Raw genomic sequence first — 15,232 nt, 5'->3', positions numbered from 1 at the left:
AAGAAGAAGGACATTCGAGCAGCCATGACCGTAGACGTCGGATCGCCCGCCCCGGATTTCACCATGCCGACCGATGGCGGGGGCAGCGTCACGCTGTCGGCCCTGCGCGGCAAGCCGGTGGTGCTGTATTTCTACCCGAAGGACGACACGTCGGGCTGCACGTCGGAGGCCTGCGGCTTCCGCGACCAGCTGCCCGACTTCTCCGCCGTGGATGCGGTGGTGATCGGCGTCTCCAAGGACAGCGTCGCCAGCCACGACAAGTTCAAGGCCAAGCACGAGCTGACCTTCACCCTGGCGTCGGACACCGACGGCGCCGTGTGCGAGGCCTATGGCACCTGGGTTGAAAAGAGCATGTACGGGCGCAAATACATGGGTATCGACCGCGCCACCTTCCTGATCGACAAGGACGGCGTGGTGCGCAACGTCTGGCGCAAGGTGAAGGTCACCGGCCATGTCGCCGCGGTCTTGAAGGCCGTGCAGGCGCTGTAACCTCCAACGGGAAGGTGGGGCGCCTTTTTCTCCCGGTATGGACCGGACGGGAAGGGCGCCCTGCCGACCCGGCTATTCCCCTGGCGTGCGGATTTACGCCCGAAGGGTATTTTTAGAATCGCCCCAAACAAGCCTACACTTCGTGCATTCCGGCACCAGAGGCCGCGCAACCCACCGCGGTTTTGGTCCTTCGGCTGCCCCAGGGATGCACACGCCATGAACGTTGCGAACATTGCCCGGCGCCTCGTCGCCGGAGAGCTTCACTATGCGCTGGGCCGGTTCGAATCGGTGCGGCGCGGCTACAGTGCCCTGCGCCGTCTGTCTCCCCGGTCGCGTCAGCGGGCGCCGGCCGGCCCGCCCATATCCCTGCCTCCGCTTTCGGTCAGCTTGTTTCCCGGCCAGGCCATCGACCGCGCGCTGGCCGATCTGCGGCGCGACTCGATCGCGCTCGGTTTCGATCTGCCTTGGGCGATGGTGGAGGAGATGGTGGAGTTCGCCACCCACTCCCCCCTGCAGCGGCGGCTGCGCGACGACCGCGTGTTCTATCGCCACAACGTCCGCAAGGGCCGGCTGGAGGATGGATCGCCCGCGGTGATGGGCATTGTCCCCGATCCGCTGGACTGCCCGGCGGTGCGCCGGGTCTGCCGTGATCCGTTGCTGATGCAATGCGCCGGGGCGTTCCTGGGCTTTCCCGCCACCAAGATCATCCCGCGCCTGTTCTGGAGCTTCGTCACCGACGCCACCGACGACGAGCGGCGCCAGCTGGGCCAGACCATCGACTGGCATTACGACGTCCACGACTTCCATTTCTGCTCGGCGCAGTTCTACCTGACCGATGTCGGGCCGGGGGCGGGGGAGCATGCGCTGGTCCGCGGCAGCCATCACGGCAAGTCGCTGCGCATGCTGCTGGGTTCCGCCAACGCCCGCGACGAGGAGCTGTTCACCCGCTTCGCCCGCGACCGCATCCTGGTGGTGGAGGGGCCGGCCGGCACCGGCTTCATCGAGGACACCTCCTGCTACCACCGCGCCACCCCGCCGGTCAGCCGCGAGCGGCTGATGCTGCAGCTCTGGATCAGCTGAGCTAGACTGCGCCGCATCGTCACAGGGGATGCGGAACGGATGATGGAAGCGAAGAACGGGCTGCGCACGGTCGTCGGCCTGATGAGCGGCACCTCGATGGACGGCATCGACGCCGCTTTGCTGCGCACCGACGGCCGCGACCGGGTGGAGGCGCTGGACTTCCTGACCATCCCCTATGACGATGGCTTCCGTGCCCGTCTGCGCGGCTGCCTGGGACGGAAAGACAGCGACGGGACGGTGGCGGCGGTGGAGCGCGACCTGACCGACGCCCATGCCGACGCGGTGCGCCGCCTGCTCGACAAGGCGGGCGTCGCGGCGGCGGCGGTCGAGCTGATCGGCTTCCACGGCCACACCATCCACCATGACCCGGACCGGCGCATCACCCGTCAGATCGGCGACGGCGCACGGCTGGCCGCGGCGACCGGCATCGCCGTGGTCAACGACTTCCGCAGCGCCGACGTTGCCGCAGGCGGGCAGGGGGCGCCTTTGGTCCCACTGTTTCACCGGGCGCTGGCGCATGGGCTGCCGCGTCCGCTCGCCGTCCTCAACATCGGCGGCGTCGCCAATGTCAGCTGGATCGGCCCCGAATCGGCGGACGGGGAGGCGGACGTCGTCGCCTGCGACACCGGGCCGGGCAACGCCCTGATCGACGATTGGGTGCTGCGCCACGGGATCGGCCGTTTTGATGCCGGTGGTGCGCTGGCGGCGGCGGGGCGGGTGGATGGCGCGGCGTTGGCAGCCCTGATGGCCCATCCCTATTTCGGCCGTCCGGCGCCCAAGTCGCTGGACCGCGACGCCTTCGATCCGGCGCCGGTGGCGGCTTTGCCGCCGGAGGACGGCGCCGCCACCCTGACCGCCTTCACCGCCGAATCGGTCGCCCGAATCGTGCCCCATCTGCCGGCCGCGCCGGTGCGCTGGCTGGTCTGCGGCGGCGGGCGGCACAATGCCACGCTGATGGCGATGCTGTCCGACCGGCTGGGCGTGCCCGTCGAGTCGGCCGATCTCGTCGGCTGGGATGGCGACGCGCTGGAGGCGCAGGCATTCGGCTATCTGGCGGTGCGTAGCCGGCTGGGGCTGCCGCTCAGCCTGCCGGCCACCACCGGCGTGCCGGTGCCCATGCCGGGCGGTGTGTTCCACCCGGTCGGCTGACCGGACCCTGTGCGTCCCGTCCGTTCGGCGGGCAGTGCGTCGCGGCTGCGGGCCGTCGCCAGCAGTACCAGGGCGGCGAAAGGCACCAGCCAGATCACGCGGTTCTGATAGCGGTCATGGACCGCCGACAGCCCGCCGGTGACGATGGCGTTCAGCACCAGCCCCAGCCCAATGACCAGAAGCAGCATCCGTACCCGGTCGCCGACCCGCCGCCAGCGGCCCAGCCCCATCGTGGCGAGCCCCAGCACGCCGAGCGACAGGGACAGATCCTCGACCAGCGCCAGCCCGCTGCGGGGGAAGCGCTGCTGCGTCTGCAGCGAGTGGTCGAAGGCGGCATAGACCGCCGCGGGGAAGCGGCTGAACAGCCGGCGGGTCAGCGGCTTGACCGGGTCGTTCAGGGTGTCGTCGGACTGGACCTTCAGGAACTGGCTTACGGCGTTGGCGAGACCATGCTCGGCAACCGCGGCCGGGCGGCTGGCGATGGTGTTGTGGGCGATCTCCGCCGCCTCGGCCACGAAGCACGGTTGGTCGCCGAAGCGGCGTCGGGCACCGTTGGGATGCCAGAGGAAATAGTCGGAGGCGACGTAGCCCGGCGCGCTGCGTCCCAGCGTGTCCAGGCTGCCGCACAGCAGATAGTCGCGGGTGCGGCAGGCCTCGGCCAGATAGTCGCGGGCCGGACCATCGCCGATCAGCCGGGCCAGCAGGAAGACGGGGGAGCTTTCCGACAGCACCATCCGCCCGGCCGTCAGCTTGTTGGAGGTGGTCAGCAGCCCGGCCGCCAGCGCCACCGGCAGCAGCACTCCCAAAGCCAGCGGCCGGAGGATCCCGCGATCCTTCCACAGCGCCCAAAGCGCGAGCAGGACGACCATCCCGCCCAGGATCGCCAGATGGCTGAGATGGGACACGATCATGCCGGTGAGCGCCGCAACGGTCAGCGATCGCTGCACCATGCTGAGCGCCTGCCAGCGGACGACGACGACATAGACCAGCAGGATCAGCAGCCCGGTGAGGAAATCCGGCATGATCGTCGCCGCATGCAGCGACAGGCTGGTGGCCAGCCCCAGCACCGCGGCGATGCCGAGGAATATCCCCGGCCGGTCCGGCGCCCCCGCCGCAGTCAAAGCCGCTCGCAGGACCGCCGCCGCCAGGATCCCCTGGGCCAGCGGGATCAGCCACACGCCCCAGCCGCTGGCGAAGGGAAGCAGGAACAGCATGTACCCGAAGGGCCGCAGGAAGAAGATGTTGGCCGAGGCGGGACCGTGCGGCGACTGGTCCGGCGGGGGAGTCCAGGCTGGCTGGGCGGCGCGGTGCAGGATGTTGAAAGCCGGTTCCAGATAGCCCGGCGTGTCGTCGAAGGTCAGCGGGAAGCCGTTCAGCACCAGCAGCGGTGCGCCGATCAGCAGGCCGGCCAGAACGATCGTCAGGGCCGGCGAAATCCAGGATGCGTTCCAAAAGCGCATGGGCGCCTTCCGGCCATAGCGATGGATGACCGGAGGATGGCCGTCCCCGCTGCAATGCACAACGAGTCGGGCGTGGTAGGGGCGGGGCTGCGGGTGACGCTTCCGGCATAACCCCCGGTGGCAGGTCAGGGGTGTTGAGTGGCGGTCGACTCCAGCAGATCGGCCAGCGCCGCCTGCTGGTCGACGCCGCCGAAGTCGGTCTTGCGCTCCATCGCGGCGGCAAGGCGGCGGCGGTACTCGGTGCGCGGGATCTCGACGGCGCCGAAGCGGCTCAGATGCTCGGTCACGAACTGGGTGTCGAGCAGGGCGAAGCCGGCGGCGCGCAGCCGGGCGACCAGATGGACCAGCGCCACCTTGCTGGCCCCGGTCTCGCGGCTGAACATGCTCTCGCCGAAGTAGGCGCCGCCGATCGACACCCCGTACAGGCCGCCGACCAACCGGCCGTCGCGCCAGCATTCCACGCTGTGGGCGAAGCCGGAATCGAACAGGTCGCCGTAGAGGCGGACGATGTCGTCGTTGATCCAGGTCTTCGGCCGGTCCTCCGTCGATTCGGCGCAGCCCTCGATCACCGCGCGGAAGGCGCTGTCGAAGCGCAGCTCGAACGGGCAGCGCCGCAGCGTCTTGCGCAGGCTGCGCGGCACATGGAAACCGTCCAGCGGCAGGATGCCGCGGAGTTCCGGGTCGAACCAGTGAAGCTCCCGCGATTCGGCGCTTTCGGCCATCGGGAAGATGCCGGCGGCGTAGGCGCGAAGCAGGATCGGTGCGGACAGGGTGAACATGCCGGTCACTATACCCGCTGATGGGGCGGAACGCGCAAACGTTCGGCCGGAGTTTGGCTGAGTGATACTGGTGTCGAGACCCCGCGACAGCAATCTCCTTCCATGGTATGCAACGCAGGGAAGCACATCCATGGGGAAGACCGTCATGCGAAGCGCCGTCGCCGCCATTCTGTCCGTCATGGTTGCCGGACTGTTCACCGCAAGCCCCTCCTGGGCGCAGAGGCGGGCGGAGCCGGGCAACTTCGACTATTACCTGCTGTCGCTGTCGTGGACGCCGACCTATTGCGCCCGCGACAAGTACGGCCCCGATCCCGACCAGTGCGGCGACCGCAAATACGGTTTCGTCGTCCATGGCCTGTGGCCGCAATACAATGACGGCAGCTATCCCGCCACCTGCACCCGCGACCGCAACCTGCCCAAGGCGGTGGTGGACCAGACCATGCCGGTGATGCCCAGCGTCGGGCTGATGATGCATGAATGGCGCAAGCACGGGACCTGCTCCGGTCTGAACGCCACCGACTATTTCGCCAAGCTGCGCGCCGCGGCGTCCAAGGTGGCGATCCCGGAGCAGCTCAAGGTTCCCGGCCCGACGGTGCCGGCGACGCAGGTGGAGCGCCTGTTTCTGGAGGCCAATCCCGGCCTGACGGCGGAGGGGGTGGCGGTCATCTGTTCCCGCCGCGATGTGGCGGAGGTGCGGGTCTGCCTGAACAAGGATCTGGGCTTCGTCGCCTGCGGCCAGAAGGTGGTCGACCGCTGCCGCGACCGCGACGCCGTCCTGTCGCCCGACGTGGTCGCGGCCCAGCCGCGCCGCAGCGCAACTCCGCCCGCCGCTCCGGCCCTGCCGCCGGCACCCGCCCCGGCAAGCGTTCCGGCGCAGTGAGGCTCAGCCGCCCGTCCCCTCCGCCAGCGACGCCATCACCGCCGGGATTTCCGCCAGCAGTTCGCGGGCGAGGAATCCCAGCGGGCCGATTCGGCGGCTCAGCCGGTTGCCGGCCTCGCCATGCAGGTAGACCCCCCAGATGGCGGCCTGTTCCGGACTGGCGCCGCGGGCCAGCAGGCCGGTAACGATCCCGGCAAGCGTGTCGCCCGAACCGGAGGTCGCCAGCCCGACCGTGCCCTCGCGATAGGCCCAACTGCGGCCGTCCGGTGCGACGATGCGGGTGCAGCCCCCCTTCAGCGCCACCACCGCCTTCAGCCGGGCCGCCGCCTGCCTGGCGCTGCCGAGCGGGTCGGCGTCCACCTGCTCGCGCGGGCAGCCCAGCAGTCCAGCCATTTCGCCGGAATGGGGAGTGATGACCACGCGGCCTTCATGCCGGTGCAGCGGCGCCGGGTCCTGCCCCAGCCCGGCCAGCGCCCCGGCATCCAAAACAAAGCGAGGGCCTTCCTCACTCGAATCCAGCCGCCTCAGCAGGTCGGCGGTCAAGGCCGCGGTTGCCGGCTCGTCCATCATGCCGGGGCCGATCAGCACCGTATCGCAACGCGAGGCGCGCTCGGCCAGCGTCTGGGCCGACTCGGCGGCGATTCCGCCCTCCGGCGTCTCACGCAGGCCGGCGACCAGGGCCTCGGGCAGGACGAGGCCCAGATGTGGGGCGACGCTGGCCACGGTGGCAATCTGCAGCTTGCCGGCACCCGCCCGCAGCACGCCGATCCCGGCCAGCAGGGCGCCGCCCGGCACCGGCACGCTGCCGGCCACCACCAGCGCCCTTCCGCGGGTTTCCTTGTCGCCGTCGCCATCCGGCTGGGGCAGGGGCATGCCACGCAGAAGTTCAGCGGTGACGGGGATCTCGGCGTCCAATCGGCTCTCCTCGGCGGGCGGCCCTCGGCGGGCGATGATTTAACGGGCGGCAACGGCGGCATCCGGCTCGGCGGTGACCGGGGCGCCGGCCGCCTCCAACGGAGCGACGAAGTTGTAGCGGTGCAACTGCAGTCCGCCGCGTGGCCCGGCCTGGGCATCGAAGCGGTATTCGGTGACGGAGCAGTTGGCGACGTCGCCGGCTGCGTCGACGGCCAGGATTTCCTCCTCCGTCATGTTTTCCAGCAGATAGCGCAGGCACAGCACCACCACCTGATGACCGACGATCAGCACCCGCCGGCCGCCGTGATGCAGGCTGACGGTGTCGAGCGCGCTGCGCAGCCGCAGGATCACGTCGCACCAGCTCTCGCCCCCCGGCGGGCGGTGATAGAACTTGCCGAGCAGGCGGCGGAATTCGGCCTGTTCCGGGAATTCCTGGCGGATGCCGGCGGTGGTCAGCCGGTCGAGCACGCCGAACTCCTTCTCGCGCAGCCGCTCGTCGATGACGAAATCGGCCGGGTCGATCGGCAGCCCGCCCGACTGGTGCAGCCGTTCCGCCGTGCGCAGCGCCCGCCGGTAGGGCGAGGTCAGCACCACGTCCGGCCGCTCCACCGCCGGCATGGCGGCGAACCAGCGGCCGAGCGCATCCGACTGCCGCTCGCCCAGCGGGCTGAGCGGCACGTCGACGTCACGTTCGTCGATGGCGATGCGGACATGCCCGGCGGCGTGAGCGGCGTCGCGCGCGACGTTCCCGGCGCTCTCGCCATGGCGGACGATCCACAATCGGTCGGGCCAGCGCTGTTGCATCGGCGATCCCGTTTTCTGGTGGAGGAGGCTGCCGGAAATAACCGCCGGGCGGGCCGAAAGGTCCCTCCGCCGTGCAGGTCACGGTATGGCAGCCATGCTGCCCGTTCCGCCGCTGCGGCGACGCGGCACCTTGCCGCTGGCGCCGGCCGGGCCACACTTTCCTGTCCAGTTTCCAACCAGCAGCCAGTCTTCAATCATACAGAATGGATCGGACATGACGGACAGCCAGGACGCGGCCCCCCTGTTCCAGCCGGTGACGGTCGGGCGCTACACCCTGCCCAACCGCATCGCCATGGCGCCGCTGACCCGCAGCCGCACCGACAACGCCACCGGCGTGCCAACCGCGATGAACGCCGAATATTACGCCCAGCGCGCCAGCGCCGGCCTGATCATCGCCGAGGCGACGCAGATCTCGCCGCAGGGCAAGGGCTATGCCTATACCCCCGGCATCCACAGCGCCGAACAGGTGGCGGGCTGGAAGCTGGTGACCGACGCGGTCCATGCGAAGGGTGGGCACATGTGCCTGCAGCTCTGGCATGTTGGCCGCATCTCCCACCCCGACCTGCAGCCGGGAGGCGCCCTGCCGGTGGCGCCCTCCGCGGTGAAGCCGGAGATGAAGGCCTTCACCGTCGACGGCTTCAAGGACATCCCGGCCCCGCGCGCGCTGGAACTGTCCGAGTTGCCGGGCATCGTCGAGGATTACCGCCGCGCCACCCGCAACGCGCTGGCCGCCGGGTTCGACATGGTGGAGGTGCATGCCGCCAACGGCTATCTGATCGACCAGTTCCTGCGCGACGGCACCAACAAGCGCACCGACGCCTATGGCGGCTCGGTGGAGAATCGCGCCCGCTTCCTGTTCGAGGTGCTGGACGCCGTGGTGGCGGAGGCCGGTGCCGACCGCGTCGGCATCCGCCTGTCGCCGCTGAGCCCGGCCAACGACGCCCAGGAAAGCGACCCGGTCGGCACCTTCAGCCCGGTGATCCGCCGCCTGAACGACTACGGCCTTGCCTACCTGCACATGATCGAGGGGGTGACCCGCGGCCCGCATCCCGGATTCGGCGGCGATCTCGCCGAGCTGCGCGGGCTCTACAAGGGCCGCTACATGGCCAACAACGTCTATGACCGCGCCATGGCGATCCAGGCGACGGCCAGCGGCCATGCCGACATGATCGCCTTCGGCCGGCCCTTCATCGCCAACCCGGACTTGGTGGAACGGCTGCGCATCGACGCCCCGCTGGCCGAGCCGGACCAGAAGACCTTCTATGGCGGCGACAGCCACGGCTACACCGACTATCTGACCTTGAACCAGTCGGCGGCCTGATCCGTGACGCACGGTTCGCGTGCAAAAGATTGCCGAGTCGCGGCCGAACCGGGAAGCAGGGGGTGCCGAAAAGGGGTGGCGGTGCGGCACTTCAGTGCCGTTTCCGTCCATCCGAGGCCCCAAGGGGGAGGGCGCGCGCGTCAAGCGTGAGCCAGGGGTGGGGCAATTAACGGCGATTCGGCCATCTTTCCTTTGGAAGGCTTGACCTGGGACCCGATCCCTGTGACAAAAGACATTCGGCACACTCTATGAGCTTGAAGACACATGTTCGACCGCCCGCCCCGCCAGGGCTTCCGCGCTCCCGAGATCACCAAGTCCAACGTCACCGCCACCGTGAAGTGGTTCAACCCCACCAAGGGGTTCGGCTTCGTGTCGCCTGAGGACGGTTCGCCCGATGCCTTCCTGCACGTCTCTGCGGTTCAGGCCGCCGGCTACGACGCGCTGGACGAAGGCACCACCATCACCTGTGACCTGGCCCGTGGGCCGAAGGGTCCGCAGGTGGCCTCCATCCACACGGTCGATGCGTCGACCGCTCAGCGTTCGGCCCGTCCGCGGACCGGCGGCTTCGACCGTGGCGGCTTTGACCGCGGCGGCTACGATGCCGGCGGCACCGGTGGCGAAGAAGTCGACGGCACCGTGAAGTGGTTCAATGCCGACAAGGGCTTTGGCTTCATCACGCCCAGCACCGGTGGCAAGGACGTCTTCGTCCACGTCAACGTGCTGCGCCGTTCGGGCATGCAGACCCTTCAGGAAGGCGATCAGGTGCGCGTCACCGTTCGCCAGGGCCAGAAGGGTCCGGAAGCGGGCAAGGTCGAGTACCTGTAAGGCTCCGGGACTCCCGGGCCTCGGCCGCGCGGCGTTCGTCCTCTCCGGACGCACGCCACACCGGCCGGCTCCGCTTGGCTGAATAGCCTCTTGAGGTCCTGAGCCGTACCGGCTCCGGGCCTCCCGGTGGAAATCCGGACTTTCAGCGCACGGTGCCTCCCTTCGGGGGCGCGCCGTGCGTTCCTGTCTTTTGTTCTGCTATTTTTGCGGTCCTGGCTCGTGAGCGATCCGGCCGTGGCGCTGTTCGGCCCGGCTGTTCTTTGCGTGTGTCTTCCGCTCTTTCCTTCGTTCCTGCCTTCTTCGTGACGCCTGTTCCTCTGCGCCGCCCTCCGGGGCGGCCGGCGCCACGTCTCCCTTCTGTTGCCCCCCTTGCTGCCAAAGGTCCGATCCGGCATGAGCGAGGTGCTGACCGACTTGGTTGCCGTCCTGGCCGGTGGGGGCGGGGTGGCGGGCGGTGGATGGTCCACGGCGCAGCTGATCGGTTTCTGCGGCACCGTCGGCGGCATGCTCTGGCCGTTCTTCCGCAGCCGGGCCGGCATGCTGCTGGTGCAGCTGGTGCCCTGCCTGTGCTTCGCCGTGCATTACGCCATGATGGGCGCTCCGACAGCGTCGGCGCTGAACGGGCTTGCGGCGCTGCAGGTGGTGGCGGCGCTGGCGATCGGCGCACGGCCCGCCTTCCGAATCGTCTATCTGGCAATCCTTCCGGTGATCGCCGCGGTGATGGCCGTCACCTGGACCGGGCTGCCGTCCGTCTTCGCGGCAGCCGGGATGGCGGCGATCAGCCTTGCCCGCTACCAGACGCGGGTTGCACCCTTCCGCGGCATCATGTTGGTGGCTTTGCCCTGTTGGTTCGTGCACAACAGTCTGGTGGGGTCGGTGCCGGCAATGATCTCGGACGTGACCGGAATCGCCGTCAATGCCTGGATGCTGCTGCGCGGCACCGGGCTGACGCTGCCCTCACCAACACCAACGCCACCGGCTGCAGCAGCAATGCCGCCGGCGGCCGGGGAGGCGAAGCTGTCATGACCGTCAACCATTCCAATCTGTCGGCGGAAGACGCCGCCGCACTGCGCGCGATCCCGCTGTTCGCCAAGCTGACCGACCGGGCGGTGTCGCTGCTGGGCGGGGTCGCCATCGTGCGCCCGGTGTCGCGCGGCACCACCCTGTTCCTGCAGGACGAGCCGGCCGACCGCTTCTTCGTCCTGCTCGACGGCTGGGTGAAGCTGTACCGCCTGACCCGCGACGGGACGGAGGCGGTGGTCCATGTCATCGGCCCGGCGGAAAGCTTCGCCGAGGCCGCCATGTTCGCCGATGGCAAATTCCCGGTCTGCGCCGAGGCGGTGACCGACGCCCGCGTCCTGACCCTGACCGCCGACGGCTTCGCCCGCTGCCTGCGCGAGGACGACCGCATCGCTTTCGGCATGCTGGGTTCCCTGTCGGTCCGCCTGCGCCATCTGGTGACGCAGATCGAGCAACTCCAGGTCCAGCCGGCGCCGCAGCGGGTCGCTGCCTTCCTGATGCGCGTCTGCCCGCCGGGCGACGGACCGGCGCAGTTCCAGCTTCCCTTCGACAAGGCGCTGATCGCGCGGCGCCTGGGCATGCAGCCGGAAACCCTGTCGCGTGCGCTGGCCAAGCTGCGCCCCGTGGGCGTGGAAACCCAAGGGCTGACCGTCAGCGTCGCCGAACGTGCCGCCCTGCGCGCCATGGCCGAGGCCGGCGAGGAGGAGTGACCGGTAAGCCGCCGGGCCGGCGCCTTGTGACAGCGTCGGCGCGGCGGTTCAGACCCGATTGACGGCGCTGTCACAAGGTGCGAGTTTGCACCCCTCCCGGTACCGCATTTGTTCAGGATTTCGAGGCAGCGATGGGCGACAGCAAGACGGTGGCGACGGCATCGGATCCGGCGCAGGATCTGGTGGCCTTCGCCGGTGACCGGCGCTTCGCCACCGTGATGGCGGACCCGCCCTGGCGCTTCGTCAACCGCACTGGCAAGATGGCGCCGGAGCATCGCCGCCTGTCGCGCTACGGCACCATGACGGTGGAGGACATCTGCGCCCTGCCGGTCGCCGACATCGCCGCCCCGACCGCGCACCTCTATCTCTGGGTCCCCAACGCCCTGCTGCCGGAAGGGCTGCAGGTGATGCGCAGCTGGGGGTTCGAGTACAAGACCAACCTGATCTGGCACAAGGTGCGCAAGGACGGCGGGTCGGACGGGCGCGGGGTGGGCTTCTACTTCCGCAACGTCACCGAACTGATCCTGTTCGGCGTGCGCGGCAAGAAGGCCCGCACGCTGCCGCCCGGCCGCACCCAGGTCAACCTGATCGAAAGCCGCAAGCGCGAGCACAGCCGCAAGCCCGACGAGCAGTATGAACTGATCGAGTCCTGCAGCCCCGGCCCCTATCTGGAGATGTTCGCCCGCGGCGCCCGGCCCAACTGGTCGGTCTGGGGCAATCAGGCCGACGACGGGTATGAGCCGACCTGGAAGACCTACGCGTTCAATTCCGCGACGGATCGCGAGGCTGCGGCGGAGTAGGGGGCTGCGTCAAATCAGCCCCAGCGCCTCCAGATCGCGCCGCAGCGCCTCGGCGCCCAGGAACAGGTGCGCCGACATTCCCACCGATCGCGCCGTCTCGACATTGTCGGGATTGTCGTCGATGAAGTAGCAGTCCTTCGGTTCGAGACCGTAACGATCCATCAGCAGCCGATAGATCGCCGGGTCCGGCTTCACCAGTCGTTCCTGACCCGAAACGATGATCCCGTCGAAGCCGTTCAGGAAGTCGAAACGCTTGCGCGTCAGCTCGAACTTGTCGACCGAGAAGTTGGTGATGGCATAGACGGGAACGCCGCGGGCCTTCAGTTCCGCCAGGATTTCCGGGGTGCCGGGAATCGGGCCGGGCACCATGCGTTCCCACATGTCGTCATAGGCGCGGATCAGTTCGGCGCAGTCCGGATGCTCCTCGATCAGCAGGGCGACCCCGTCCGACCAGGAACGGCCGCGGTCCTGCTCCAGGTTCCAGGCGGGGGTGCAGACCCGGTCGAGGAAATCCTCCATCAGGTCTTCGTAACCGTCGAACAGCTCGCGGTAGAGATGCCGCGGGTCCCATTCGATCAGCACCTGCCCGACGTCGAAAATGACGGCGGACGGCTTGGTTTGCTCAGTCATTCCGGTCATGGAACGGTCCGCCTCAGCCCTTGGCACGGGCGGCTTCGGTCAGCCGCTTCATGTCGTCCAGCCGGATGGCGCCGGGCACCAGCTCGTCGCCGAAGATGAAGGCGGGGGTGCCGCGGATGTTCAGCTTCTCGGCCAGCGCCTGGTTGGCGGCGATCACCTTCAGCACGTCCGGCGACTCCATGTCCTTCTTCAGCCGGTCGGTGTCGAGCCCGACCGACTTGGCCAGCCGCATGATGACGGCCTCGTCCAACTGGCCGCGCTGCGCCATCAGGGCATTGTGGAACTCCATGTATTTCCCCTGCGCGCGGGACGCGAGCGCCGCCTTGGAGGCGACCACGGAGGCCGGACCCAGGATCGGGAATTCCTTCAGGACGAAGCGCAGCTTGGGATCACCCTTGATCAGCGACTGGGTGTCGGCCTGTACCGCCTTGCAGTAGCCGCACTGGTAATCGAAGAACTCCACCACCGTGACGTCGCCTTGCGGGTTGCCGGCGACCGGGTCGGCCGGGTTGCGGGTCAGCTCCTGCTTGTTCTCCACCAGGGCCTTGCGGGCCTGTTCGGCTTCCGCCGTCTTCTGGCGCTCCTGCATGGCGTCGACGGCCTGCAGGATCACCTCCGGATGCTCCATCAGATAGTCGCGGACGATCTTCTCGATGGCGGTCTTCTGGGTGCTGTCGAAGCTCGCCGATTGCGCACGGGCCGGGACGGCGGCGGACAGCGCCAGCGCCGCGACGGGCAGGGCGAGCAGGGCGGAACGCAGGAACGGCAGGGCGGGGCGCATGAGGGCGGTCTCCGAAACACGAAGGGAGTTGGGCCGAAGGCCGCCCACACTGGACCGACAATCCGGTCCGGACAAGTGCAAAGCGCCTGCCCGGACCTCACGTTTTAGCGATCGGTAATCTGCGATTGGCGATCAGCGGGCGCGCAGCAGCTCGCCCACCGACAGCAGCGCCATCTCGTCGCCATCCGCCTTGCCGATGGTCCGGCCGGTGGAATAGGGCAGGTTGTTGTCGTTGACGACGACGATGTGGTCGGTGTCGACGACGTTCACCCCCTCCGGCCCCAAATGGGGCATGACGAAGCGGCCTTCGGGCGCCTGTCCGGCACGGGCCTTGTGGTCGGGATCGGCGATGTCGGTCAGGTCGATGTAGCCGACCTTGCGGACGAAACCCTCGGCATCGGCCCCGGCGATGTCGATCTTGTAGATGCGCTTGAAGGCGGCGGGAGCGTTGAAGCAGTCCGGCTTGGCCTCACCCTGGCAGGCCTGGGTCTTCGCCCCTTCGGTGCTGTCGTCGCGCTCGATCACCAGGGCGCTGCCGGCGTCGATCATCGCCAAGTCGGCGACGACGTTGGCGTTGTCCTCCAGCCTGTACTTCCAGGAGCGGCCGGTGTACGTGCGGCTGGCGACGTCGAACTCGAGGATGCGGGTGTACGCGTGGCCGTCCTTGTTTTCGAAGCCGTTGGCGGCGGCGTTCCAAAGCGGGCCTTCCAGCGACGGGTACAGCGTCTTGCCGTCCGGCGACACGCCCATCGGCTCGAAACCGCGGGAACGGCGGACCTCGAAGGTGACGGCACCGGGGACCGCCGGCAGGCCGTTGTTGCGGTAATGGTCGGGCGAGCGGGTCGGCTTGCCGTCGATCACCGTCTCATGCACCGCGATGACCACGCCGTCGCGGCTCAGCTCCAGGATATAGGGGCCGAACTCCTCGCCGATGAACAGGCGGTCGCCTTGGACCACCAGCGATTCGGGGTCGAAATCGGCGCCGGTCAGGTAGCGGCTGGTGCTGTTCTCGTTGACGATGGCGAAGGGGACCTTGCGGTCGGGATCGCGCAGGAAGATGGTCTCCAGCCGCTGCATGGCGCCGCTCTGCCAGTCCGGCTTGACGCGGTGGACCATCAGCAGGGCGTCGACCGAGTTCACCTTGCTGCCGAAGCCGTTGTCGGTCAGCGCCAGGAACTCGCCGTTGCCCTGCGGCACGATGGCGGAGAAGCCCTGTACCGCCTGACCGGCGACCGGCAGCATGATCTCCGTCCCGCGCGGCGCCTTGGGATCGGCGGCGAAGGAGGTGGCGCGGATGCTGCCCACGGCGTCCACCCGCTTGCGGTCGGCGTTGGTGAACTTGCCGGCGCTGGCGAACAGCGGCCCGGCATCGGCCGGCGGCTGCACCAGCGTGTCGGCCGGCAGCACCGCATGTCCGGCGAGCGTGGCAGGATAGCGCTTGGCCTGCTGCTCCTGGGCCAGAGCCGGGAGGGCGGCGAGGCTAACTGACAGCAGCGCTGCGGTGGCGAGCAGGGGGCCGCGCCAGGGCTGGGGACGGACGGACGACATGCGGTGTACTCCGTGGACGGAACCGCGCGCCC

Annotated in this window: 16 protein-coding genes; 9 read left to right on the top strand and 7 right to left on the bottom strand. The window is 68.9% G+C overall.

What is annotated here, in order from left to right; translation table 11 throughout:
• Window positions 1-24 precede the first annotated feature (24 nt).
• The 3 genes from bcp (at window position 25) to ACCD06_RS14325 (ending at window position 2,718) form a co-directional block, all read left to right on the top strand.
• A complete protein-coding gene (gene bcp / locus ACCD06_RS14335; RefSeq protein ID WP_109150874.1) occupies window positions 25-489 on the top strand; it encodes a thioredoxin-dependent thiol peroxidase in 465 nt (154 codons plus the stop codon).
• Window positions 490-705: 216 nt separating this feature from the next.
• Window positions 706-1,569, top strand: coding sequence for a hypothetical protein (locus ACCD06_RS14330; protein WP_109157020.1), 864 nt, complete (start codon window positions 706-708; stop codon window positions 1,567-1,569).
• Window positions 1,570-1,608: 39 nt separating this feature from the next.
• Window positions 1,609-2,718, top strand: a complete 1,110-nt coding sequence (locus tag ACCD06_RS14325; RefSeq protein WP_413341396.1) for an anhydro-N-acetylmuramic acid kinase — start codon at window positions 1,609-1,611, stop codon at window positions 2,716-2,718.
• Here the strand turns inward: ACCD06_RS14325 and ACCD06_RS14320 are convergent.
• Both ACCD06_RS14320 and aat read right to left on the bottom strand, forming a co-directional pair.
• Complete coding sequence (locus ACCD06_RS14320; RefSeq protein WP_413341394.1) at window positions 2,616-4,178, bottom strand: hypothetical protein; 1,563 nt, start codon at window positions 4,176-4,178, stop codon at window positions 2,616-2,618. The genes ACCD06_RS14325 and ACCD06_RS14320 overlap by 103 nt on opposite strands.
• Before the next feature lie 125 nt (window positions 4,179-4,303).
• A complete protein-coding gene (gene aat / locus ACCD06_RS14315; protein ID WP_136704510.1) occupies window positions 4,304-4,957 on the bottom strand; it encodes a leucyl/phenylalanyl-tRNA--protein transferase in 654 nt (217 codons plus the stop codon).
• Between the two features lie 130 nt (window positions 4,958-5,087).
• On the opposite strand from aat, the gene ACCD06_RS14310 reads away from it, so the two are divergent.
• On the top strand, window positions 5,088-5,837 hold the full coding sequence (locus tag ACCD06_RS14310) for a ribonuclease T2 family protein (RefSeq protein WP_413341392.1): 750 nt from the start codon (window positions 5,088-5,090) through the stop codon (window positions 5,835-5,837).
• Between the two features lie 3 nt (window positions 5,838-5,840).
• Here ACCD06_RS14310 and ACCD06_RS14305 read toward each other — a convergent pair whose 3' ends face one another.
• Together ACCD06_RS14305 and ACCD06_RS14300 are read right to left on the bottom strand one after the other, a co-directional pair.
• On the bottom strand, window positions 5,841-6,752 hold the full coding sequence (locus tag ACCD06_RS14305) for an NAD(P)H-hydrate dehydratase (RefSeq protein WP_413341390.1): 912 nt from the start codon (window positions 6,750-6,752) through the stop codon (window positions 5,841-5,843).
• 39 nt (window positions 6,753-6,791) lie between these two features.
• Window positions 6,792-7,556, bottom strand: coding sequence for a histidine phosphatase family protein (locus ACCD06_RS14300; RefSeq protein WP_109157024.1), 765 nt, complete (start codon window positions 7,554-7,556; stop codon window positions 6,792-6,794).
• Between the two features lie 214 nt (window positions 7,557-7,770).
• Here ACCD06_RS14300 and ACCD06_RS14295 point away from each other — a divergent pair, with 214 nt between their 5' ends.
• The 5 genes from ACCD06_RS14295 (at window position 7,771) to ACCD06_RS14275 (ending at window position 12,232) form a co-directional block, all read left to right on the top strand.
• Window positions 7,771-8,877 carry an alkene reductase gene (locus ACCD06_RS14295; protein WP_413341387.1) on the top strand — a complete coding sequence of 369 codons (1,107 nt, stop codon included), beginning with the start codon at window positions 7,771-7,773 and terminating at the stop codon, window positions 8,875-8,877.
• Between the two features lie 264 nt (window positions 8,878-9,141).
• Window positions 9,142-9,702, top strand: coding sequence for a cold-shock protein (locus ACCD06_RS14290; protein WP_109157026.1), 561 nt, complete (start codon window positions 9,142-9,144; stop codon window positions 9,700-9,702).
• Between the two features lie 393 nt (window positions 9,703-10,095).
• Entirely contained in the window at window positions 10,096-10,728 is a 633-nt protein-coding gene (locus ACCD06_RS14285; protein WP_413341384.1) for a YgjV family protein, read from the top strand.
• A complete protein-coding gene (locus ACCD06_RS14280) occupies window positions 10,725-11,432 on the top strand; it encodes a Crp/Fnr family transcriptional regulator (protein WP_247871502.1) in 708 nt (235 codons plus the stop codon). The genes ACCD06_RS14285 and ACCD06_RS14280 overlap by 4 nt, the downstream gene beginning before the upstream one ends.
• 131 nt (window positions 11,433-11,563) lie before the next feature.
• The gene (locus tag ACCD06_RS14275) at window positions 11,564-12,232 is read left to right on the top strand and encodes an MT-A70 family methyltransferase (protein ID WP_109150884.1); all 669 of its coding nucleotides are present in this window, start codon (window positions 11,564-11,566) and stop codon (window positions 12,230-12,232) included.
• Between the two features lie 9 nt (window positions 12,233-12,241).
• Here ACCD06_RS14275 and ACCD06_RS14270 read toward each other — a convergent pair whose 3' ends face one another.
• From ACCD06_RS14270 to ACCD06_RS14260, 3 genes are all read right to left on the bottom strand, one after another.
• Window positions 12,242-12,871: an HAD family hydrolase gene (locus ACCD06_RS14270; protein ID WP_247871503.1), complete on the bottom strand. Its 630-nt coding sequence runs from the start codon at window positions 12,869-12,871 to the stop codon at window positions 12,242-12,244.
• Between the two features lie 13 nt (window positions 12,872-12,884).
• Complete coding sequence (locus ACCD06_RS14265) at window positions 12,885-13,652, bottom strand: DsbA family protein (RefSeq protein ID WP_109153514.1); 768 nt, start codon at window positions 13,650-13,652, stop codon at window positions 12,885-12,887.
• A 132-nt stretch (window positions 13,653-13,784) separates the two neighbouring features.
• Window positions 13,785-15,200 carry an esterase-like activity of phytase family protein gene (locus tag ACCD06_RS14260; RefSeq protein ID WP_413341380.1) on the bottom strand — a complete coding sequence of 472 codons (1,416 nt, stop codon included), beginning with the start codon at window positions 15,198-15,200 and terminating at the stop codon, window positions 13,785-13,787.
• Window positions 15,201-15,232: the final 32 nt, after the last annotated feature.

The organism is Azospirillum sp. CT11-132 (genome assembly GCF_047302835.1).
In the GTDB taxonomy this organism is placed as follows: domain Bacteria; phylum Pseudomonadota; class Alphaproteobacteria; order Azospirillales; family Azospirillaceae; genus Azospirillum.
Note: the sequence above shows the minus strand (reverse complement) of the source record. Positions and strands in the feature narration are given on the sequence as shown.